Source organism: Phenylobacterium sp. (assembly GCF_035309685.1).
Lineage (GTDB): Bacteria > Pseudomonadota > Alphaproteobacteria > Caulobacterales > Caulobacteraceae > Phenylobacterium.
In genome coordinates this window covers 1-18,596 of record NZ_DATGEX010000058.1, presented here as the reverse complement: position 1 = coordinate 18,596, position 18,596 = coordinate 1, and the positions used below count along the sequence as shown (strand labels likewise).

19 protein-coding genes are annotated in these 18,596 nt (G+C 69.8%); 8 read left to right on the top strand and 11 right to left on the bottom strand.

What is annotated here, in order from left to right; all coding sequences use genetic code 11:
- The coding region (locus VKQ35_RS18055) for an LLM class flavin-dependent oxidoreductase (protein WP_324364107.1) at positions 1–425 on the top strand (425 nt) is incomplete at its 5' end.
- Here the strand turns inward: VKQ35_RS18055 and VKQ35_RS18050 are convergent.
- Both VKQ35_RS18050 and VKQ35_RS18045 read right to left on the bottom strand, forming a co-directional pair.
- Positions 422–1,099 carry a PEP-CTERM sorting domain-containing protein gene (locus VKQ35_RS18050; protein WP_324364106.1) on the bottom strand — a complete coding sequence of 226 codons (678 nt, stop codon included), beginning with the start codon at positions 1,097–1,099 and terminating at the stop codon, positions 422–424. The genes VKQ35_RS18055 and VKQ35_RS18050 overlap by 4 nt on opposite strands.
- A 166-nt stretch (positions 1,100–1,265) precedes the next feature.
- Entirely contained in the window at positions 1,266–2,594 is a 1,329-nt protein-coding gene (locus tag VKQ35_RS18045; protein WP_324364105.1) for a hypothetical protein, read from the bottom strand.
- A 31-nt stretch (positions 2,595–2,625) separates the two neighbouring features.
- Between VKQ35_RS18045 and VKQ35_RS18040 the strand changes: the two genes are divergently transcribed.
- On the top strand, positions 2,626–3,576 hold the full coding sequence (locus VKQ35_RS18040) for a CPBP family intramembrane glutamic endopeptidase (RefSeq protein WP_324364104.1): 951 nt from the start codon (positions 2,626–2,628) through the stop codon (positions 3,574–3,576).
- On the opposite strand, the gene VKQ35_RS18035 is transcribed toward VKQ35_RS18040, so the two are convergent.
- The 3 genes from VKQ35_RS18035 to VKQ35_RS18025 are packed head-to-tail and all read right to left on the bottom strand — an operon-like array spanning position 3,548 to position 7,623.
- Positions 3,548–5,863, bottom strand: coding sequence for an OPT family oligopeptide transporter (locus tag VKQ35_RS18035; protein WP_324364103.1), 2,316 nt, complete (start codon positions 5,861–5,863; stop codon positions 3,548–3,550). The two genes, VKQ35_RS18040 and VKQ35_RS18035, sit on opposite strands and share 29 nt — an antisense overlap.
- Before the next feature lie 50 nt (positions 5,864–5,913).
- Positions 5,914–6,510 (bottom strand): TMEM175 family protein, encoded by a 597-nt coding sequence (locus VKQ35_RS18030; protein ID WP_324364102.1) that lies wholly within the window; start codon positions 6,508–6,510, stop codon positions 5,914–5,916.
- A gap of 45 nt (positions 6,511–6,555) precedes the next feature.
- Complete coding sequence (locus tag VKQ35_RS18025) at positions 6,556–7,623, bottom strand: hypothetical protein (RefSeq protein ID WP_324364101.1); 1,068 nt, start codon at positions 7,621–7,623, stop codon at positions 6,556–6,558.
- A gap of 157 nt (positions 7,624–7,780) precedes the next feature.
- Between VKQ35_RS18025 and VKQ35_RS18020 the strand changes: the two genes are divergently transcribed.
- On the top strand, positions 7,781–9,865 hold the full coding sequence (locus VKQ35_RS18020; RefSeq protein WP_324364100.1) for an HAD-IIIC family phosphatase: 2,085 nt from the start codon (positions 7,781–7,783) through the stop codon (positions 9,863–9,865).
- On the opposite strand, the gene VKQ35_RS18015 is transcribed toward VKQ35_RS18020, so the two are convergent.
- The gene (locus VKQ35_RS18015; protein ID WP_324364099.1) at positions 9,862–10,278 is read right to left on the bottom strand and encodes a hypothetical protein; all 417 of its coding nucleotides are present in this window, start codon (positions 10,276–10,278) and stop codon (positions 9,862–9,864) included. The genes VKQ35_RS18020 and VKQ35_RS18015 overlap by 4 nt on opposite strands.
- Before the next feature lie 103 nt (positions 10,279–10,381).
- Between VKQ35_RS18015 and VKQ35_RS18010 the strand changes: the two genes are divergently transcribed.
- The 3 genes from VKQ35_RS18010 (at position 10,382) to VKQ35_RS18000 (ending at position 12,683) form a co-directional block, all read left to right on the top strand.
- Positions 10,382–10,858, top strand: coding sequence for a hypothetical protein (locus tag VKQ35_RS18010; protein ID WP_324364098.1), 477 nt, complete (start codon positions 10,382–10,384; stop codon positions 10,856–10,858).
- A 65-nt stretch (positions 10,859–10,923) separates the two neighbouring features.
- Positions 10,924–11,112 (top strand): DUF3008 family protein, encoded by a 189-nt coding sequence (locus VKQ35_RS18005; protein WP_324364097.1) that lies wholly within the window; start codon positions 10,924–10,926, stop codon positions 11,110–11,112.
- Positions 11,113–11,174: 62 nt separating this feature from the next.
- Positions 11,175–12,683 carry an amidase gene (locus VKQ35_RS18000; protein ID WP_324364096.1) on the top strand — a complete coding sequence of 503 codons (1,509 nt, stop codon included), beginning with the start codon at positions 11,175–11,177 and terminating at the stop codon, positions 12,681–12,683.
- Between the two features lie 6 nt (positions 12,684–12,689).
- Here the strand turns inward: VKQ35_RS18000 and VKQ35_RS17995 are convergent, their stop codons facing one another.
- The 4 genes from VKQ35_RS17995 to VKQ35_RS17980 all read right to left on the bottom strand — a co-directional run bounded on the left by VKQ35_RS17995 (position 12,690) and on the right by VKQ35_RS17980 (position 16,388).
- Positions 12,690–13,028 carry a copper-binding protein gene (locus VKQ35_RS17995; protein WP_324364095.1) on the bottom strand — a complete coding sequence of 113 codons (339 nt, stop codon included), beginning with the start codon at positions 13,026–13,028 and terminating at the stop codon, positions 12,690–12,692.
- A 73-nt stretch (positions 13,029–13,101) separates the two neighbouring features.
- A complete protein-coding gene (locus tag VKQ35_RS17990) occupies positions 13,102–14,127 on the bottom strand; it encodes a hypothetical protein (protein ID WP_324364094.1) in 1,026 nt (341 codons plus the stop codon).
- On the bottom strand, positions 14,124–15,206 hold the full coding sequence (locus VKQ35_RS17985; RefSeq protein ID WP_324364093.1) for an acyl-CoA dehydrogenase family protein: 1,083 nt from the start codon (positions 15,204–15,206) through the stop codon (positions 14,124–14,126). Before VKQ35_RS17985 ends, VKQ35_RS17990 begins: the two co-directional genes overlap by 4 nt.
- 3 nt (positions 15,207–15,209) lie before the next feature.
- A complete protein-coding gene (locus VKQ35_RS17980; protein WP_324364092.1) occupies positions 15,210–16,388 on the bottom strand; it encodes an acyl-CoA dehydrogenase family protein in 1,179 nt (392 codons plus the stop codon).
- Positions 16,389–16,488: 100 nt separating this feature from the next.
- Between VKQ35_RS17980 and VKQ35_RS17975 the strand changes: the two genes are divergently transcribed.
- Complete coding sequence (locus tag VKQ35_RS17975; protein ID WP_324364091.1) at positions 16,489–17,829, top strand: sorbosone dehydrogenase family protein; 1,341 nt, start codon at positions 16,489–16,491, stop codon at positions 17,827–17,829.
- Here VKQ35_RS17975 and VKQ35_RS17970 read toward each other — a convergent pair.
- The gene (locus VKQ35_RS17970) at positions 17,826–18,197 is read right to left on the bottom strand and encodes a VOC family protein (RefSeq protein WP_324364090.1); all 372 of its coding nucleotides are present in this window, start codon (positions 18,195–18,197) and stop codon (positions 17,826–17,828) included. The two genes, VKQ35_RS17975 and VKQ35_RS17970, sit on opposite strands and share 4 nt — an antisense overlap.
- Positions 18,198–18,336: 139 nt before the next feature.
- Between VKQ35_RS17970 and VKQ35_RS17965 the strand changes: the two genes are divergently transcribed.
- A partial coding sequence (locus VKQ35_RS17965; RefSeq protein ID WP_324364089.1) for a penicillin acylase family protein occupies positions 18,337–18,596 on the top strand: 260 nt, incomplete at its 3' end.

Genomic DNA, 18,596 nt, shown 5'->3' with positions numbered 1-18,596 from the left:
GCGACGCCTATGTCATGCACGGCGACACCGCCGACGTGATCGCCGAGAAGATCGCCGACATGCGCGCGCGCCGGGAGAAGACCGGCAAGCCGCCGATGAGCTTCGGCATGGCCGCCTACGCCATCGTGCGCGACACCGAGGAAGAGGCCCGCGCCGAGGTCGCCCGGATCACCACCCTGGACCCCAACGCCCCGGGCTTTGGCAACTACGACCAGTGGCTCAGCGGCACCCAGCTCGAGCGCGAGATGAAGATCGCCGAGTACTCGGTCTCCAACCGCGGCCTGCGCCCGGACCTCATCGGCACGGCCGAACAGATCAAGCAGCGCATCGCCGCCTACGAGGCCGCCGGCCTCGACCTCCTCCTGCTGCAGATGAGCCCGCAGTACGAGGAGATGGAGCGGTTCGCCGAAAAGGTGATCAACTAGGCCGGCACGACCCGGCGGCGGCGGAGCATGGCGCCCAGCCCGCCGAAACCCAGCAGCATCAGCGCCCATGCGCCAGGCTCGGGCGCCGCAGAGCCAGCGCGGTTTGCCTGGAAGGTCGCGCTGCTGACGCTGTAGAAATCGATGTAGTCGTTCGCCGCATTGGTCGGCGCCTCGAACTTCCAGGGGAAGCCGAGGAACTGATCGACGGCGGAGACCGAAACCGGCCCGGTGCTGGAAACCGCGTCGTAGCCCGCCAGGGCGGAGCTGAAGAGGCCGTTGAAGAGGGTGAAGGTCCCTCCGAACATGCCCGATGAGAAGTCGCCGTTGCCGATCAGGCCGCTGTTGGACGCGCCTTCGAAGACGGCGAAGGTCGCGCCGGCGTCGGTGGTCAGGACTTCCAGGGGCCCGCCAGTATAGCTGACCGTCCCAGAGGTCAGATGGACCACCCGGGCGACGCCCGGATCGTCGACCAGGGTCGTTGTGTCCCCATAGCCGATGAGCTGGGCTGTCAGACCGGTGAAGGACGTCAGCGCGCCGTCGTTGCTGAAGTCACCCGAACCGGTGACGGTGAAGATGTACTGGATGGTCGCCGCCGACGCGCCCGACCCAGAGGCTCCCACTGCGAGGAGCGTCGAAGCGAGCGCCAGCCCGCGGGAAATCAACCGATAGCTCATGACCACCCCAACTCATTCAGCCACGGCCAAGGACGCCGCGATGTGCGCGTCGGGTCAGACTACGGAAGCGCCCTGTTGTGCTAGGCGCTGAGGGCGGCCCTCGACGATTTGCGACGCAACGCGACGATTTGCGACCGGTGTTTTCCCCCTGCGCGCGAGTTACAATCTAGCCGGCCGCCTTGGGCAGAGCGTGCAGTCGCGCCAGGCCTTCCATCACCGCACGGTCCCCGCGCCATCTGTCGAAGCGCGGCTGGCCGGCGCGCCACGTGCTCCAGCGATTGTGGATCGCCACGTCTCGCGCCATGAGCGCCAGCAGTCGGCTACGTTGTCCGAGCATCGCGGCGGCTGTCGCCGGCCATTCCGCTTCGACCTCGTAGGCGTCATCGTTGCCCGGCGGCGCGTTGGCGATGAAGTCCAGGGCCGCGCTCGCCCCGCCGTGGGCCAAGGCCGCCCGCTCGGCCGCCACCCTGTCGTTCAGAAAGCGGTTGTGCGCCAGGGCGGCGTACTTCTGCCTCTGATCGATATACCCCGCGACGTCGCCTTGGACGAGATAGCCCCAGGACAGATAGAGCTGAGCGTCGCTGGAGGCCGGATAGCGCGCCGCAAGCGCCCGGAGGGCCGCGACGGTCTCATCGCTGGGATCGATGGTCCAGGCGCTCATGGCGTAGGCCGCCTCGATCACGCTCGAGCCCGGATCGAGCCGCCGCGCGGTCCGCAACTCGGCGAGCGCAGCGGCGTCATCTCCGACGCCGATCAGCATGTTCCCGAACCAGAAATGGGTCTGGGCGTCGTTGGGCGCGGCGCGGAGGGATCGCCCGAAATGGACGCGGGCGGCGGCGATGTCGTGGCGCCACCCGAAATCGATGAAGCCTAGGGCGCGGTTGGCGTCGGCGCTCCGGGGATCGAGGCGCAGGGCGAGCTTCGCCGCGGCTTCGGCCTTGGGATAGGCCACGGCGTCGGGCACGGCTTCATATTCCCGCGTCAGCAGGTGGACATCCGCCAGCCCGGCGTAGGCCGGCGCGAAACCCGGATCTCGGCTGGTGACCTCGCCGAACTCGGCCATCGCTTTCTGCAGGGTCTCGGGCGTCCGGGCGGCCCAGTCGTCGCGGGCCTGGAGGTAAAGATCGGCGACGGCTGGGTCCGAGGGCAGCTTTTGCGGCGGCGCCGCCGGCGCGGCGGCGCCGCGCGCGAGGTAGAGCGCCGCACCGACGCCCATGGCCGCCACCGCCAACAGGCCCGCGGCGACCAGGATCGGGCGCCCAAGCCGGCGCTGCGCGGGTTGCAGCGCCTCCGGGCTTGGCGCGCCGCCGCTCAGGCCTGCCAGCCAGGCGTCGAGTTCGTGGGCATAGGCCCACACCGAGGCGCCCTTGCCGCCCGGACCGCGCCGGACCGGGAAATCGCTCGCTGAGGCCCAGCGCATGACGGTGCTGCGGTCGCGCCGGAAGTGAGCGGCGATCGCCTTCCAGCCATCGATCCGTCTGGCGCTTTCGCTCAAGGCCGACTCCCGGCGCGCATCCCTGCGATCAGTGAACCGGGATATATCGCGACTCGAATTCCGCCAGTATCAAATCGCGCTAAGCTGCCGTCCGGTTCACGGGGAGCATGAGCAACTGAACGCCGTCCTGACGCCCCGGCAATCGGCCTGGCGCAAGATCGCCGCCTATTGCCTGCTGGTGCCGATCCTCAGCCTGCCCGGCTACTACCTCGGCATGCACCATCACGGCCTCACCGGGCGCCAGTCGGCGGCGGTCTTGATGTGGGGCGGGCCGGCGCTGTCGGCGATCATCGTGCGGCTGGTCACCGAGCGCAGCCTGGCCGGCATCGGCTTTGGCCTGAAGGACCCCAAGTGGCTGTGGATCGCCGCGGCCCTGCCGCTGGCTTACGGCCTGCCGCCCTATCTCATCGCCTGGGGCGCCGGGCTGGCCGACTTCGTTCCCGCCCGCTGGTCCGAGGTGCTGCCCTATGGCCTGCACGTGGACGGCGTCCTGCCGGCGTTGGGCGCGATCCTGACCGTCGGCCTGTTCGATAAGATCAGCCGGGCGCTCGGCGAGGAGATCGGCTGGCGCGGCCTGCTGGTCCCGGAACTCCTGAAGGTCACGACCTTTCGCAACACGGCCCTGATCTCGGGCGTGATCTGGGCGGCCTGGCATTTCCCGCTGATCGTCTTGGCCGACTACAACGCCGCCGGCACGCCGGTCGCCTTCCAGCTCGCCTGTTTCGCGACGATGGTGGTGAGCTCGTCCTTCCTCTACGCGTGGCTGAGGCTGCGCTCGGCCAGCGTCTGGCCGGCGGCGATGCTGCACGCCGCGCACAACCTGCTGGTCCAGTCGGTGTTCGACCAGGCGACGGTCAATCGGCACGGCGCCTTCTACCTGACCACCGAGTTCGGCGCCGGCCTCGCCCTCTTCACGATCCTGGTCGCCTGGCTGGTCCTGCGGCGCGGCGAGGCTAGATCTTCTTCGCCGACCCCGCCCTGAACAGCAGCGCCATCAGCGCCAGGAACGGCAGGCAGGAGAGCAGGTCCGACCAGGCGCCGTTGAACACCGGGTTGGCGCCTTCCATCAGCTTGGTGATGTCGCGGTCGAAGTTCCCGAGCACACCAGCCGAAAACGCGATGCCGATCCCGGCGATCGCGCCGCCGGCGATATAGCCCGAGGCCATCAGAACGCCGGGGCTGCGGTCGGACTGGGCGGCAAGCTCCGCCTCCGACAGGGTCTCGGCCCCCTCGCTGGTCTTGGGCGACTGCTTGCGGCTTCGCCGGTCCACCAGCCAGCGCACGGCGCCGCCGACGAAGATCGGCAGCGAGGACGACACCGGCAGATAGACCCCGACCGCGAAGGCGAGCGAGGGGATGGCGCACATCTCCAGCACCACCGCGATCATCACCCCCAGCAGCACCAGCGCCCAGGGCAGCTGGCGGTTCAGGATGCCCTTGATGATGTAGCTCATCAGGGTGGCCTTGGGCGCGTCGAACTTGGTGACGCTGGTGCCGTCGGGGCGGACCTTCACATGGCCGTTGATGCCCGGATCCACCAGATAGGCGAGCGTCCCGTCATTGCGCACCAGGTAGCGGGTGGCCGCCCCGCCCGACGGATCGGCCTTCTGCCACACGTGATAGACACCGGCGTCCTGCACATGCTGCGGCCCGGCGAGCGCCTCGGTCGGCAGGGACGCGGCGGCGGCCGGCGTGATCGCCGCGGCGGCGGCCGGCTGCGGCACATAGACGGTCGCCGCCTGGTTCAGCGACAGCAGGATGGGGCCGAGCGCGATCGCCGAGGCGAGCGCGCCGACCATGATCGCCAGCTGCTGCGCGCGCGGCGTCGAGCCGATCAGGAAGCCGGTCTTCAGGTCCTGCGAGGTGGTGCCGCCATTGGAGGCGGCGATGCAGACGATGCCGCCCACCGAAAGCGCGGTGACGTAGTAGGTCGGGCCCGTCCAGCCGAGCAGCAGGAAGATCAGGCAGGTGAGCAGCAGCGTCGCCACCGTCATGCCGCTGATCGGATTGGAGGACGAACCCAGCTCGCCGGTCAGCCGCGACGACACGGTCACGAACAGGAAGCCGAACAAGACGATCAGCAGCGCGCCGGCGATGTTCATCCTGAGCGAGTGCGCCATCAGGATGCCGGCGACCAGCACCACGACGCCCAGCGCCACCCACTTCATCGACAGGTCGCGGTCGGTGCGCGGGAGCTCCGAGGCCGGGACGGCGTCGGCGCTCTTGACGCCGAAATCGCCGAAGCTGGCCTTCAGGCTGCGCCAGATGGTCGGCATCGCGCGGGCCAGGCTGATCAGCCCGCCCGCGGTCACCGCGCCGGCGCCGATGTAGAGGATGTAGGCGCTCCTGATATCGCCCGGCGACATGGCGCTGATCAGGGTCTTGCCGGGCGGGATGATCGCGGTCGCCGCCGCGCCGAAGAACTGGATGGCCGGGATCAGCACCATGTAGGCCAGCACCCCGCCGGCGGCCATGGTCGCGGCGATCCTGGGGCCGATGATGTAGCCGACGCCCAGGAGTTCCGGCGAGATCTCCGCGGCGATCGAGGCCTTGGCCAGCGGGGCGGCGAACACCTTTTCCGGCGTGTCCTTCCAGAGTTTGAACACGCCCTCGCAGAGCTTGTAGACCAGGCCGATGCCGAAGCCCGCGACGATGGTCCGGGCGCCGCGCGCCACCTCCGCCTCGGTCTGCGCGCCGCCGGCCTCCTGGCCGATCTCGTGCTCCTCGCGGGTCGCCCCGGCCTTCAGCACCTCGGCGCAGGCCGTGCCTTCCGGGTATTTCAGAATGCCGTGCTGCTCGACGATCAGGGCGCGGCGCAGCGGGATCATCATCAATATGCCGAGCAGGCCGCCCAGGATCGCCACCAGCATCACCCGGGCGATCTCCATGTCGAAGCCCAGGATCATGATCGCCGGCATGGTGACGCCCAGGCCAAAGGCGATGCTCTCGCCCGCAGAGCCGGCCGTCTGGACGATATTATTTTGCAAGATGGACGCCTTGGCGATCCCCAGCCGCTGCAGCAGGCGGAACAGGGTGATCGAGATCACCGCCACGGGGATCGAGGCCGAGACCGTCAGGCCGACCTTCAGCACCAGGTAGAGCGACGAGGCCCCGAAGATCACGCCCAGGAACGCGCCCATCAGCACGTGCAGGACGGTGAACTCAGGCAGGATGACATTGGCCGGGATGAACGGCCGGAAGGCCGGTTTCGCCGGCTTGGCGCGCGCGCCCTTGGTCGCGGCGGCGGGCTTGATGGCGGTGTCGGTCACGCAGGTCTCCCCAAGGCGCCGGCGACTAGAGCATCGTGCGGCGCGGACCGCTAGCTGTCGCGGATTTCGGGCCCGCCGTTTCGCGCGCGGACGTAGCGTTCGATCGGCGGCGCCAGCGCGTTCAACATGAAGCCCATGGGCGCCCAGGCGGTATGGAACGACCCCAGGACGGCCGTCGCCCCGGCGGCGAACAGGAAGACGATCAGGCCCGCGGTCTCCTCGGCGGCGGAGCGCTCGCCCTTCGGCGCCGCGCGCCCGATCATCCAGGCGCAGAAGGCCATGCCGCCCAGGTTGGCCGCATAGAGCCAGATGGCCGGCGCCAGCGACGCATAGCGGCCGATCAGCAGGGTCGAGAACGGCACGAAGGTCACCAGCAGCAGGTTCGCCAGCGACCAGTTCACATAGCGCTTGCCGACCTCGTGCTGCGAGGGCCGCTCGGCCACCAGCTCGCGCCAGCGGACGCCCAGGACCAGGAAGCTCAGCATATAGGGCCAGATCTTCGGCCACAGGTTGATCAGCAGGGCGACCAGCTCGCGGTCGGTCTTCGGATCCATGCCGTCGGGTATGCGGATCTCCAGCACCAGCAGGGTCATGGCGACCCCGAAGATGCCGTCAGCCAGGGCTTCGAGGCGGTGGCGCGGATACATGGCCGCTACACTGCGGTGCTTCGCGCGCCGCCGCCAACCAAAGCCTCAGCTCGCGTGCTGCGCCTTGCCGCCCGGGGCTGCCACCATCAGCTTGACGATCGCCTCGGTCACGTGCGGCTCCAGGCCCTCGGTGTGGCCCTTGTCCAGCCGCTCGAAGTCGGCCACGACGCGGCCGCCCTTGCACTTGGGATAGATCCACGCCTTGGCCTTGCCGGGCCGGGCCTTCATGCCCCACACCGGATAGCCCTGGCGGGCGTAGTCCCAGACATAGCCCGGCTGGTCGTCGGCGATCTCCTTCTCCTCGACCCGCGCCGCGCAACCGAACTCTTCAGCCAGCGGCGAGGTGGCCGGCAGGCTGACGATCTCATGCTCGCCGGTCTCGAAGATGTGGCTGAACTGGCAGGTGGGCAGCGCCGGGGCGCCCGGTGCGGGCGCGCCCAGCCCGGTCCCCGGCGGACGCGGGTCCGGCGGCGAGCCGTCGGCCTTCGGCGGGCCGAAGCGCGGGTTGATCTCGGCCCGCCCGACCCGGCCGCCCGACAGGCTGAGCAGGCCGTCGACCTTGTCCTTGAAGAAGTCGGAACAGACGATCCGGTGGCTCGTCGCCCCGCCCTGGCTATGGCCGGCCAGCCAGAACGACTTGATGTTCTGTTTGCCAAAAGCCTCGAACACTTCGGTGGTGATGTTCTGCAGGTGCTCGTCGTCGGCGGCCGGGACCCAGACCCGCACGCCCGGCTGACCGGGGACGCGGCTGGGCGAGGTCGCCGCGGTCGGCGTCGCCACCACCAGCTTGTACTTGTCCTTGTAGTCCATGGCCGGGAAGTAGTGGCGCTGCCATTGGCCGATCGAGCCGGCGCCATGGATGTTCAGGATGAAGACGACCTTGTCGCCCGGCTTCAGGTCACAGGGGTAGTCGAGCCAGAACTTGCGCCCGGTCTTCGGATCGACCGCATTGCCCGGGTCGCCCAGCACCGCCTGGCAGGCGTCGCCCGAACAATGGACCGGCGGCGGGCTCTTGCAGGCCACGCCCAGCACGTCCTTGGCCTCGGCGGCCCCCGCCGCGCTCAGCAGGGCCGCGCCTGCCAGTCCGGCCGTCAGCATCGATGCGATCTTCATGGTGTTCCGTCCCGCCTCCCGGAGTTCACAACGACCCCTAGTCAGGACAGCCTAGCGATCTGCGGCGCGGTTGGCGAGCGCGACAGGCGTGGCGCGGGCGCCGAAACCCGCGCGCAACCTGAATCGGCCTATCCTGTCCGCCGATGGAAGCCTGCCGATGATCCTGCGCCTGTCACAATTCGCCCACCTGCTGCCGGTGGCCGACGGGCGCGTGCTGGTGATCCACGCCATCACCCACATGCGCCTGGTGGCCGACGCCGAACTTGCGCAGATGATCGCGTTCTTCCGCGAACCCCGCGAGGTCGACGCCGAGGGCCCCGGCGCCGCCGGCTTCGCCGCCCTGATCGAGCGCGGCATCCTCACCGACAAGACGCCTGACGAGGAGCTCGCCGAGCAGACCCGCGAGCTCGGCCTCTACTACGGCCGCGATCCCGACGAGGCCCTCCAGCGCTTCCGCCGGGAAGCCAAGGCGGGCGTCGAGGCCTACTGGTCCGCCGGCGCGGCGCAGTCGCTGGGCGACCTGGCGGGCGGCGGGACGCGGCTGGACGTGCTGCTGTTCGGCGACTGCGACATCCAGATGGAGGCTGACTTCCTGCGCCGCGAGGCCGCGGCGCGCGGCATCGACCTGCGCATCGCAGCGTCCTTTCCCGACGACCTGCGCCTCGCCGCCGAGCGTAAGCACGACGCCATCCTGATCGGCGCGCTTTCGGCCCGCTACGCCATCACCGACCCGCTGCAGGCCGATAACTTCGCGCCGCCCGCCACGCCCTACATCGCCCAGGCGCGCGACATCATCGAGGGCCTGCGCGAGCACAGCGCCGCGCCGATCCTGATCGACAACCTGCCCGAGCCGACCGTGCAGCCGCTCGGCATGGCCGACCGCGGCGGCTATGGGCACCGCAACCGCTTCCGCCTGGCCAATGTGCTGCTCTCCGACCTGGCGGAGAACTACCCGGACGTCCATGTGGTCGATACCGCCGCGGCGCTCGCGGCGGTCGGCGCGGAGCGGCTGCTGGATGACGGCCAAGTGGGCTTCGCCCATTTCGGCTCGCCCGGCTGGATGCTGCAGCGGCCGGACGACGAGCGGGCCGCTGTGCATGGCATCTTCCCCGACACCGCGCCGCTCGCCCAGGCGATCGGCGGCGACCCCTATGGCCGCGAGGCGGTGATGGCCAAGGCGCACCTGGACGCCCTGCAGGTGGTCACCGGCCTCGGGCGCAAGAAGTGCGTCATCGTCGACCTCGACGGGGTGCTGTGGCCGGGCGTGCTGGCCGAGACCGGGACGCCGTTTGCCTGGACGCCGGAGATCAGCGGGCCCTTCTCCTACATCGGCCTGTTCTTCGGCCTGCACGAGGCGCTGCTGGCGCTGAAGGCGCGCGGCGTCCTGCTGGCCTGCGTCAGCAAGAACGACGAGGCGACGGTCCGCGAACTCTGGACCTACGAGGACCACTATCCCCGCGAACGCCTGCTGACCCCCGACGACTTCGTCACCTGGCGGGTCAACTGGACCGACAAGGTCGAGAACATCGCTTCCATCGCCGACGAGCTCGGCTTCGCCCTCGACGCCTTCCTGTTCATCGACGACAACCCGGTGGAGCGCGAGAACGTCCGCCAGCGGCTGCCCGCGGTCGAGGTCTGGGGCGAGGAGCTGTTCAGCCTGCGGCGGCGGCTGCTGACCGACCCGCGCCTGCAGGTCCCGCGGGTCACGCAGGACGCGGCGCAGCGGACCGCCATGACCCAGGCCCAGCTCGCCCGCCAAAGGACCCAGGCCGATGCTCCGGACCGCGAGAGCTTCCTGGCCTCACTGAACGTTGAGACCAATATCGCGCGCCTTGAGCCCGGCTCACCGGCCCTCGACCGGGTCGAGGAGCTCTTCAAGCGCACCACCCAGTTCAACGCCACCGGCGCCAAGTTCACCGCCGCCGAGCTCGACGGGCTGATCGGCCGTGGCGGGGCGGTCTTCGCGGTGCAGGTCTCCGACCGCTTCGGCGACCACGGCCTGACCGGCGCGGCGGTGATCGAAGGCGGCGAGATCCTGGGCCTCGCGCTCAGCTGCCGGGTCCTGGGCCTTGGCGTCGAGCACGCCTTTCTGCAGTTCATCCTCGATGCGCTCAGCGCCGATCACGCTGAGCTCACCGCGCGGATCATCGAGACCTCGCGCAACACGCCGGTGCGCAATGTCTACAAGGACAACGGCTTCGAGCTGGTCGGCGACGGCGTCTGGCGCCGGAAGCTGCCTTAGAACGCCAGGCTCAGCTTCGCGCCGACGAAGCGGCCGTGCGGGTCAGAGCCGTAGGCCGCCGCGCCGCCGCTCTCGGTGTGCTCCGGCTGGCGGCCGCACAGCAGGCCCAACGATCCGGTGAGATCGTCACGCTTGCCGAACTTGCGGTCGACGGCGGTGGTCGCGAAAACCTCGCTGTCCAGGCTGCCGGCCACGAGTTTGGGCCGGGCCAGCGGGTCCAGCGGGTCGGCGAGATCGGGCGTCGCCTTGGCCGCCACGCCGGCGGGCCGGGCAACCGGCGCCGCGGCGACGGGCGCATGGCTGGCCGGGGCCAGATGCAGATCGAAGAGAGACGGCGTATGGGTCTGAGCCCGCGCCGCGCCCGCGAAGAGCGCGCCGGCGAAGGCGACCATCAGGATCGGCGAAGGCTTCATCGGGGTTCCATCCGCAGCTGCGCTGTTAGACCCTAATACGCCCTTCGTGGCGAGAGGGAGGCGCCGTGGTTGCGCCGCCGGCGTCCCGGGCTATCGTCGCGCCATGACCCACCGCCTCGTCCTCGCCTTCGCGCTCGCCGCCACCCTGACCGCCGCCGCCCGGGCCGCGCCCGCGCCGCCGCTGGTCGACTACCACCCCAGCATGGGGGACCTGATGACCATGGCGGTGCAGCCGCGCCACACCAAGCTCGGCCTCGCCGGGCAGGCGCGCAACTGGACCTATGCGGCCTATGAGGCCAGCGAGCTGCGCCACGCCTTCGATCGCGTCGCCAAGACCATCCCCGTCTACCGGGACAACGACATCGCCGGCGCCGCGGCCAACAACATGAAGGCCCCGCTCGACGCCCTGGACGCGGCGATCAAGGCCCGCGACGCCGCCGCCTTCACCCGCGCCTACGCCCAGGCGACCCACGGCTGCAACGCCTGCCACAAGAGCCTCGAGCATCCCGAGGTGGTCATCAAGTCGCCCGTCGGTTCGCCCTATCCGGACCAGGACTTCCGGCCGCGCGCCGCGCGCTGAGCCGGGGCGGGAAACCGCAGCGCCCCTCGCGGGTTGATCGCCCGTCAACCCGAGGAGGAACATCCATGCCCGCCAAGTCCGCCGCCCAGCAGAAGGCCGCCGGCGCCGCGCTCTCCGCCAAACGCGGCGCCACGCCGAAATCCAAGCTTCAGGGCGCCTCGAAATCGATGATGTCGATGAGCGAAAAGGAGCTGGAAAAGATGGCCCACACCAAGCGGAAGGGAAAACCGGAGCACGTGGGCAAGTCCAACTAGCCGGCCTTTCATTGCCCGGGAGGCTTTAGGCGGCCAAGCTGGCGGCGAAGGAAAGAGTCGCCATGACCAGGATCACCCGCCGCGCCGCCCTGGCCGCCCTCCCGGCCGCGTTCGCCGCAAGCCGCGCCCTTGCTGCGCCCACGCCAGGCGCTGCGCCCGCGACGCCGCCCGCTTCGCCCTGGCCCGACGCCACGGCCATGGCCGCCGACATCCGCGCCGGCCGGCTCTCCGCCGCCGAGGCCGTGGAGACCGCCATCCGCCGCTGCGAGGCGCTGCAGGGCACGCTCAACGTCATCGTCAATTCCGACTTCGACCGGGCGCTCGCCAAGGCCAAGGCCGGTCCGCCGCCCGGGCCGTTCGCCGGCGTGCCATTCCTGGTCAAGGACCTGGCGGACTACAAGGGCCTGCCGACCCGCAGCGGCTCGCAGTCGGGCCGCGACGCACCGATGCCCAAGACGCAAGGCGCCAATATCGACGCCTTCGACCGCGCGGGCCTGGTGACGCTTGGCAAGTCGGCGACGCCGGAGTTCGGCTTCCTGCCGACCACCGAGCCGTTGGCGACCGGCCTGACGCACAATCCCTGGGACCTCACGCGCTCATCCGGCGGCTCGTCAGGCGGCTCGGCGGTGGCGGTGGCGGCCGGCATCGTGCCCGTGGCGCACGCGACCGACGGCGGCGGCTCGATCCGCATCCCCTCGTCGCACTGCGGTCTGGTTGGCCTCAAGCCCTCGCGGGGCCGCATCGTCGGCACGGAGACCGAGCACACGATCCTGGACTTCGGCGTGGAGAACATCGTCTCCCGCACGGTGCGGGACTCCGCCGCCCTGTTCGCGCTGACCGAGAGCGCCGCGCCGCGCGCGCCATACCCGCCGGCCGGCCTGGTGACCGGCTCCGCCAAGCGGCGACTGCGGGTCGGCGTCCTGCTGGAAAACGCGGCGGGCCACAGCCCGCAGCCGGAGGTCGTGGCGGCCAACGAGCACGCCGCCAAGCTGGTCGCCAGCCTCGGCCACCATGTCGACGATGTCCACCTGCCCTATGACGGCGGGCAGTTCATGCAGGACTTCCTGCTGTTCTGGGCGAACGGCGCGCAGAGAATCCACGACCGGCTCGCCGGCCTGATCGGCCGCGCGCCGGACAGCCGGGACCTGGAGCCCTTCAGCCTTGGCCTGGTGGAGATGGCCCGCAAGGCCGGACCGGCGGCCATGGGTCCGGTGCTGCAGCGCCTGCAGGCTAATGCGCTGGCCTACGACACCTGGTTTGCCGCCTATCAGTTCGACGTGGTGCTCTCGCCGGTGCTGTCGTCAGGCCCGCCGCTGCTGGGCGAGGTCGGGCCGCTCGTCCCCTTCGACACCCTGATCGCGCGGCTCATCGAGTACGTCGGCTACACGCCGATCCACAACATCGTCGGCGCGCCGGCCATGAGCGTGCCGCTCTACTGGACTCCCGCCGGCCTCCCTATCGGGACTCAGTTCGCCGCCCGCGCCGGTCAGGAGCGCATGCTGTTGGAATTGGCCTATGAGCTGGAAGCCGCCGCGCCCTGGGCCCAGCGCATCCCGCCCATCCATGCCTAGGCGAGGCTAGAACGGCTTCAGGGTCGCGATCTCGCCGCTGTCCAGCGTGAAGCGCACCTTTTCGCCCACCGTCACGCCCTCCAGCATGGCCGACTTGGCGACCGGGAACGGCTGGGTTCCAGCCGGCCAGTTGATCACCTCGACCGGGTCGTAGCTGATCGTCAGCCGCCCGGTGGCCGCATCGATCGACTTCACGACGCCGATGAATTCCGGCGTGACCGGCCGCTTCTTCGGCGCTGAAGGCGGCGGCCCGCCGCCGCCGCGCCCGCGGCCACCGCCGGGCTGGGCTGAGGCCGCCCCCGCCGCGAGCAGGCAGACCAGGAGCGGAATGAAGAGTTTGCGCATGATTTCTCGTTCCAACGACGCGGCCCCACCGCCACTATCATGACGCCCCCGGCGCCGCGCAAGCCGGCGATGGCTACTTGGCGTCGGCCGCGCCGCTGCCCGCCGCGGCCCGCTCCGTCGCCCGTGCGCCGGCCAGGATGTTCGCCAGGGCATAGTTTCCCTCGTGGCAGGCGTACTCGTACTGCCGCGCCTTGGTCGCGCGCAGCACCATCTCGCCGCGCAAGGGATGGGCGAAGACCGTCGGATCCTCGATCGTGAAGCCATAGAGGATCTCGCCCGGCGAGATGCGGGTCAGCCGTTCCGTCACCTTGGCCTGCGGCGAAATATAGAGAACCGTCGGGCCGACGAACCGCGGCGCGCTGATCGGGCTCTGGTCGACCGTCTCGATGACCAGCGTCTCGCCCTCCCACCAGCCGATGGAGTCGCCCATGTGCGGATGCGTCGGGACGGCCGCGTGCCTGGCGCCCATGTGGACGATCCGCACGTCGTGGATCATCTCCGACAGGATGGCGATCTCGCCCCTGGTCTGGACGATCTTGTAGTTGGCGTTCTGCGGCTCGCCGATCATCGGCGGCCCGGTGGAGCTGGCGGTGCCGTCGATGCAGCGCTCGTCCGGCAGGCGGGTTTCCGGCCCGCTGAAATCGTGGTCGTCGCTGTCCTCGGCGGCCTTCACCAGGGCCTTGCCCTTGTCCGTGTAGACGATCTTGCCGTCCGCCGGCTCGACCAGGATCGAGCTGCGGTACTGGCCGCGGATCTTCAGCAGCTGGACGTCGCGGTCGGGGAATTCGCTGGGGGCCTGACCGACGTCGTCGGTGTCGGGTGGCGGCGCGGCGTTGTTCGCGCCCGACGCCGGCAGGGGCTTTTTCCCATCCAGGACGTTGTGGAATCTCACGACCTGCGCGGCGGCCTCCGCCTCGGTCGCGACCGGGCCTTTGAACTCCTTGGGCCGCTCCAGGCGCGTGAGGCTGAGGTTGTTCCAGTCGCCCTGCAGGTCCGGCGCGCCATAGGTCGTGCGCGGGGCGTGGTAGGGCGCCGCCGTCGCCGAACCGGTGAGGACCAGGAGCGCGAGCGCGCCGGCCGCAGCGCCGCGCCGCCTCACGCGGCCAGCCCCTGCAGCCTTGCTGCGATCTCGCGCACCCGCTCGGGCCCGCCCAGCAACTGGCGGTTCAGCCCCAGGCGCTTGAACCAGAAGTGCAGGCCCAGGAGGTCGGTGATCCCCATGCCGCCGTGCGCCTCGGTGGCCGTGCGGGCCACGAAGCGGCCGACTTCGCTGGTCAGCGCCTTGGCGTGCGCCGCCATCAGCGAGGCTTCGGCAGGCGCGGCGTCGAAGGCGTAGGCCGCGTACCAGACCAGCGATCGGCACGGCTCGAGCTCGGCGGCCATCTCGGCGCACATGTGCTTCACCGCCTGGAACGAGCCGATGACCCGGTCGAACTGACGGCGCTCCTTGGCGTAGGCGACCGCCTTGTCGAGCATCACCTGCGCCGCGCCCAGGCTGTCGGCGGCCACCAGCACCCAGCCGGCGTCGCGCAGGGCGGCGAGCAATTCCGGCCCGCCGGCGAGCGGCTCGGCGGGCGTGTTGTCGAAGCTGAGTTCCGCCAGCCGCCGCGTCTCGTCGATCCCGGGCATCAGACTGCGCGTCAGCCCCGCAGCGTCGCCCCGCACCAGATGCAGGCCGCCGGCGGTGTCGGCGACGATCAGCAGCCCCGCCGCCAGGCCGCCCGGGACGAACAACGCCTTGCCGGTGAGTTCGCCGTCTTTCGCCGCTACGCCCGCGCCGTCCCGCGCCCCGGCGATCGGCTCGGAGATCGCCGCGGCCGCCATCACGGCGCCCGAGGCCAGCTTCGGCAGCCATTCGGCCTGCTGCGCCGCCGTCCCGCCGCGCATCAGGGCCAGCGGCCCCAGCACCACCCCCATGAACGCCACCGGCGCCACCGCCGCGCCCAGCGCCTCCGACGCCAAGGCCGCGTCCAGCATCGTCAGGCCAAGGCCCCCATGCTCTTCCGGGACCACGACGCCCATGAGGCCGAAGTCGGCCAACGCCTGCCAGATGTCGCCGCCCTTGTCGGTGAGGTCGCCGGCGAACCTGCGGACGCGGTCCAGCGAGCTGGCGTCGGCGAGCGTGCGGGCCAGGCTCTCCTGCATCAGCTTCTGGTCCTGGGTGAGCGCGAAATCCATGGTTCAGGCCGCCGCCGGCTTCGGCTCGCGCGGCATCCCCAGGCCGCGCTCGGAGATGATGTTCTTCTGGATCTGCGCCGTGCCGCCGCCGATGATCAGGCCCAGATCGAACATGTAGTTCCACTGCCAGCGGCCCTTGGCGCGCAGGTGCGGCCCGTCCGTATAGAGGATGCCGAGCTCGCCCAGCGCATCGATCGCCAGCGCCGCCAGCTGGTGATTGAGCTCACAGCCCTGCAGTTTGACGATCATCGCCGCCAGTCCCGCCGGTTCTAGCGTGATCTGTGAGGTCAGCAGCCTCAGCCCATTGAATTTCATCGACAAGACCCGACCCTGAAGCTGCATCAGCCGATCCCGGAACACCGGATTGTCGATCACCCTCAGGCCGTCCACGGTTTCGGTTTTCATCAGCTCGATCAGAGCGTTGAGCCGCGCTTCTGCCGCATTGGGATCGCCTAGCATGCCGCGCTCGTGCTTGAGCGTCGTATTGGCCACGAACCAGCCGCGACCGCGTCCGCCGACCACCGCGCTCTGCGGCACACGGACGTCGGTGAAGAACACCTCGTTGAACTCCGAACCGCCGGTCATGGTCTTCAGTGGTCGCACTTCGATCCCCGGCGTGTCCATCGGGAACAGGATGTAGGAGATGCCCTCGTGCTTGGCGGCCTGCGGCTCGGTGCGCACCAGGCAGAACATCATCTGGGCCAGGTGCGCGGTGCTCGTCCAGATCTTGCTGCCGGAGATGATGAAGTCGTCGCCGTCCTCCACCGCCTTGGTCTGCAGGTTGGCGAGATCGGACCCCGCGCCCGGCTCCGAATAGCCCTGGCACCAGAGGATTTCGCCGCGCAGCGTCGGCGCGATCCAGCGCTGCTTCTGCGCCTCTGAGCCCACCTCCAGCAGGGTTGGGACCAGCATAGAGATTCCCTGCCCGGCCATGGCGCGCGGCGCGCCGGCGGCGATGAACTCCTCGGCGATGATCCGCGACTTCAGGATATCGGGCTGCGCGCCATAGCCGCCGTACTCGCGCGGGATCGTCCGCGCCGCATAGCCCGCCGCGATCAGCTCGCGCTGCCAGGCCTGCACGTCCTTGGCCGCCCCGCCGGCGAAGTCGCCCTTGTGAGCGTCGAGGAAGCTCCTCACCTCACCCCGGAACGCCGCCATTTCGGAGGTTTCGCTCAGGTCCATGTCGCATCTCCCTGAAGGCCAGCTTGGACGCCTTTCGCGGCGGCAGGCAACACGCCAGCGCAAGCTTGGGCTATGCTGGCCGCAGGGAGACGAAACGCCGATGACAAAAGCCACCCTTTTCGCCGCCTCGACGCTCGCGGCCCTGACGCTTTCCGCCTGCATGCCCGCCGGCTCGCCGGACCATTGGGCCGGCTATGGCCCCAACCCGCCGCTGCCGAAGCCCGCCAAGGCGCTGATCCCTACGGTCGGCATCCCGAAGGTCGTGGGCTGGGCGGCGGACGGCGCGCCCAAGGCGCCGCCTGGCTTCACCGTCGCCCGCTACGCCGAGGGCCTCGACCATCCGCGCTGGCTCTACGTGCTGCCGAACGGTGATGTGCTCGTCTCGGAATCCGCCTCGGAGCCCAGTCCGGCGGACGTCACGAACAAGGGCGTCAAGGGCTGGTTTCAGAAGCACCTGATGGCCAGTGTGGGCTCGTCGAAGCCCAGCCCGAACAAGATCTTCCTGTTGCGCGACGCTGACGGCGACGGCGTGGCCGAGAGCCGGATGCTGTTCGCCCAGGGGCTGAAGCAGCCGTTCGGCATGACCTTGGTGGGCGCCAACCTCTACGTCGCCAACAGCGATGGCGTCGTCAGCTTCCCCTACGCCGACGGCCAGACCAGCGAGACCGGGACCGGCCAGAAGGTCTTCGACCTGCCGGGCGGGCCAATCAACCACCACTGGACCAAGAACGTCGTCGCCAGCCCCGACAGGACCAAGCTCTACGCCACCGTGGGCTCCAACTCGAACGTCGGCGAGAACGGGCTGGAGAACGAGACCGGCCGCGCGGCGATCTGGGAATATGACCTCGCGACCGGCAAGACGCGGATCTTCGCCAGCGGCATCCGCAACCCCAACGGCATCGACTTCGAGCCGACGACGCACGTCATGTGGACGGTCTCCAACGAGCGCGACGAGATCGGCAATGACCTGCCGCCCGACTTCCTGACCAGCGTCAAGGACGGCGCCTTCTACGGCTGGCCCTGGAGCTACTACGGCCACAACGTCGACGTCCGCGCCAAGCCCGCAAACCCTGAAATGGTCGCCAAGGCCATCGCGCCGGACTTCGGCCTGGGCGCCCACACCGCTTCGCTGGGCCTGACCTTCTACACCGGCGCGGCCTTCCCGATGTCGTACCGGGGCTGCGCCTTCATCGGCCAGCACGGGTCATGGAACCGCAAGCCGCTCAACGGCTACCAGGTGGTGTTCATCCCCTTCGCCAACGGCCAGCCACAGAACGCGCCCCAGGCCTTCCTGACCGGCTTCCTCGACAAGCACGACAAGATCCAGGGCCGCCCGGTCGGCGTCGCCGTCGACCGGACCGGCGCCCTCCTGGTCGCCGACGACGTGGGCGGCATCGTCTGGCGGGTCACACCCACGCCGGCGGGGGCGAAGCGGCCCTAGCCCATCTTGAAGACGCAGACCTTGTTGCCGTCCAGGTCGCGGAAGTAGGCGCCGTAGAAGGTCGGCAGGCGCTGGCCGGGCGGGCCGTCGCAGGTGGCGCCGGCGGCGATGGCGGCGGCGTGGGTGGCGTCGACCTGTTCCTTGGTGGCCGCGGGCAGGCCGAACATCGAGCCGTTGCCCACCGTCGCCGGCTTTTCGTCATAGGGCTTGGAGATGGCGATCATGCCGGGCGTCTCCTTGCTGCCGTAGAACTGCATCCGCTCGCCGTTGGCGAAGGTGCGCCGCCCGCCCAGCGGCTCCAGCACCGCGTCGTAGAAGACCTTCGCCTTTTCGAGGTCGTTGGTTCCGATGGTGGCGTAGCCGATCATGGCGGTCTCCTTTTCGATAGGGCGGCAATCTAAACCGTGCCCCTCCTTTGCTTGCAAGAAGGGGGCGCCCGCAAGACCGCGTGGACGAAAGACGCGATCTGTCGTCAACTCTTCACATGTGTAAGTCGGGGGAAGCGCGATGAGCAGGTTCGGCAAGGCGATGCTTCTGGTGCTCGCGGTGGCTGGCCTGGCCGGCGCCGCGGCGGCGCAGGAGCCCGCCTCCACGGCGGTGAAGCGCGAGACCTGGAGCGTGGCGGGGTTGAACGCCCCGGCGCAGATGGTCGTCGACCATTGGGGCATCCCGCACATCTATGCGGCCAGCGCCCGCGACGCCTTCTTCCTGCAGGGCTACAACGCCGCCCGCGACCGGCTCTGGCAGATCGACCTGTGGCGCAAGCG

What these genes read in the sequence shown, in the direction of transcription:
- VKQ35_RS18005 (WP_324364097.1), top strand. Translation starts at nt 10,924, where the DNA reads ATGCCCGCCAAGTCCGCCGCCCAGCAGAAGGCCGCCGGCGCCGCGCTC.
- VKQ35_RS18000 (WP_324364096.1), top strand. Translation starts at nt 11,175, where the DNA reads ATGACCAGGATCACCCGCCGCGCCGCCCTGGCCGCCCTCCCGGCCGCG.
- VKQ35_RS17970 (WP_324364090.1), bottom strand. Translation starts at nt 18,197, where the DNA reads ATGATCGGCTACGCCACCATCGGAACCAACGACCTCGAAAAGGCGAAG.
- VKQ35_RS17975 (WP_324364091.1), top strand. Translation starts at nt 16,489, where the DNA reads ATGACAAAAGCCACCCTTTTCGCCGCCTCGACGCTCGCGGCCCTGACG.
- VKQ35_RS18025 (WP_324364101.1), bottom strand. Translation starts at nt 7,623, where the DNA reads ATGAAGATCGCATCGATGCTGACGGCCGGACTGGCAGGCGCGGCCCTG.
- VKQ35_RS18020 (WP_324364100.1), top strand. Translation starts at nt 7,781, where the DNA reads ATGATCCTGCGCCTGTCACAATTCGCCCACCTGCTGCCGGTGGCCGAC.
- VKQ35_RS17980 (WP_324364092.1), bottom strand. Translation starts at nt 16,388, where the DNA reads ATGGACCTGAGCGAAACCTCCGAAATGGCGGCGTTCCGGGGTGAGGTG.
- VKQ35_RS18030 (WP_324364102.1), bottom strand. Translation starts at nt 6,510, where the DNA reads ATGTATCCGCGCCACCGCCTCGAAGCCCTGGCTGACGGCATCTTCGGG.
- VKQ35_RS17985 (WP_324364093.1), bottom strand. Translation starts at nt 15,206, where the DNA reads ATGGATTTCGCGCTCACCCAGGACCAGAAGCTGATGCAGGAGAGCCTG.
- VKQ35_RS18010 (WP_324364098.1), top strand. Translation starts at nt 10,382, where the DNA reads ATGACCCACCGCCTCGTCCTCGCCTTCGCGCTCGCCGCCACCCTGACC.
- VKQ35_RS18015 (WP_324364099.1), bottom strand. Translation starts at nt 10,278, where the DNA reads ATGAAGCCTTCGCCGATCCTGATGGTCGCCTTCGCCGGCGCGCTCTTC.
- VKQ35_RS17995 (WP_324364095.1), bottom strand. Translation starts at nt 13,028, where the DNA reads ATGCGCAAACTCTTCATTCCGCTCCTGGTCTGCCTGCTCGCGGCGGGG.
- VKQ35_RS18050 (WP_324364106.1), bottom strand. Translation starts at nt 1,099, where the DNA reads ATGAGCTATCGGTTGATTTCCCGCGGGCTGGCGCTCGCTTCGACGCTC.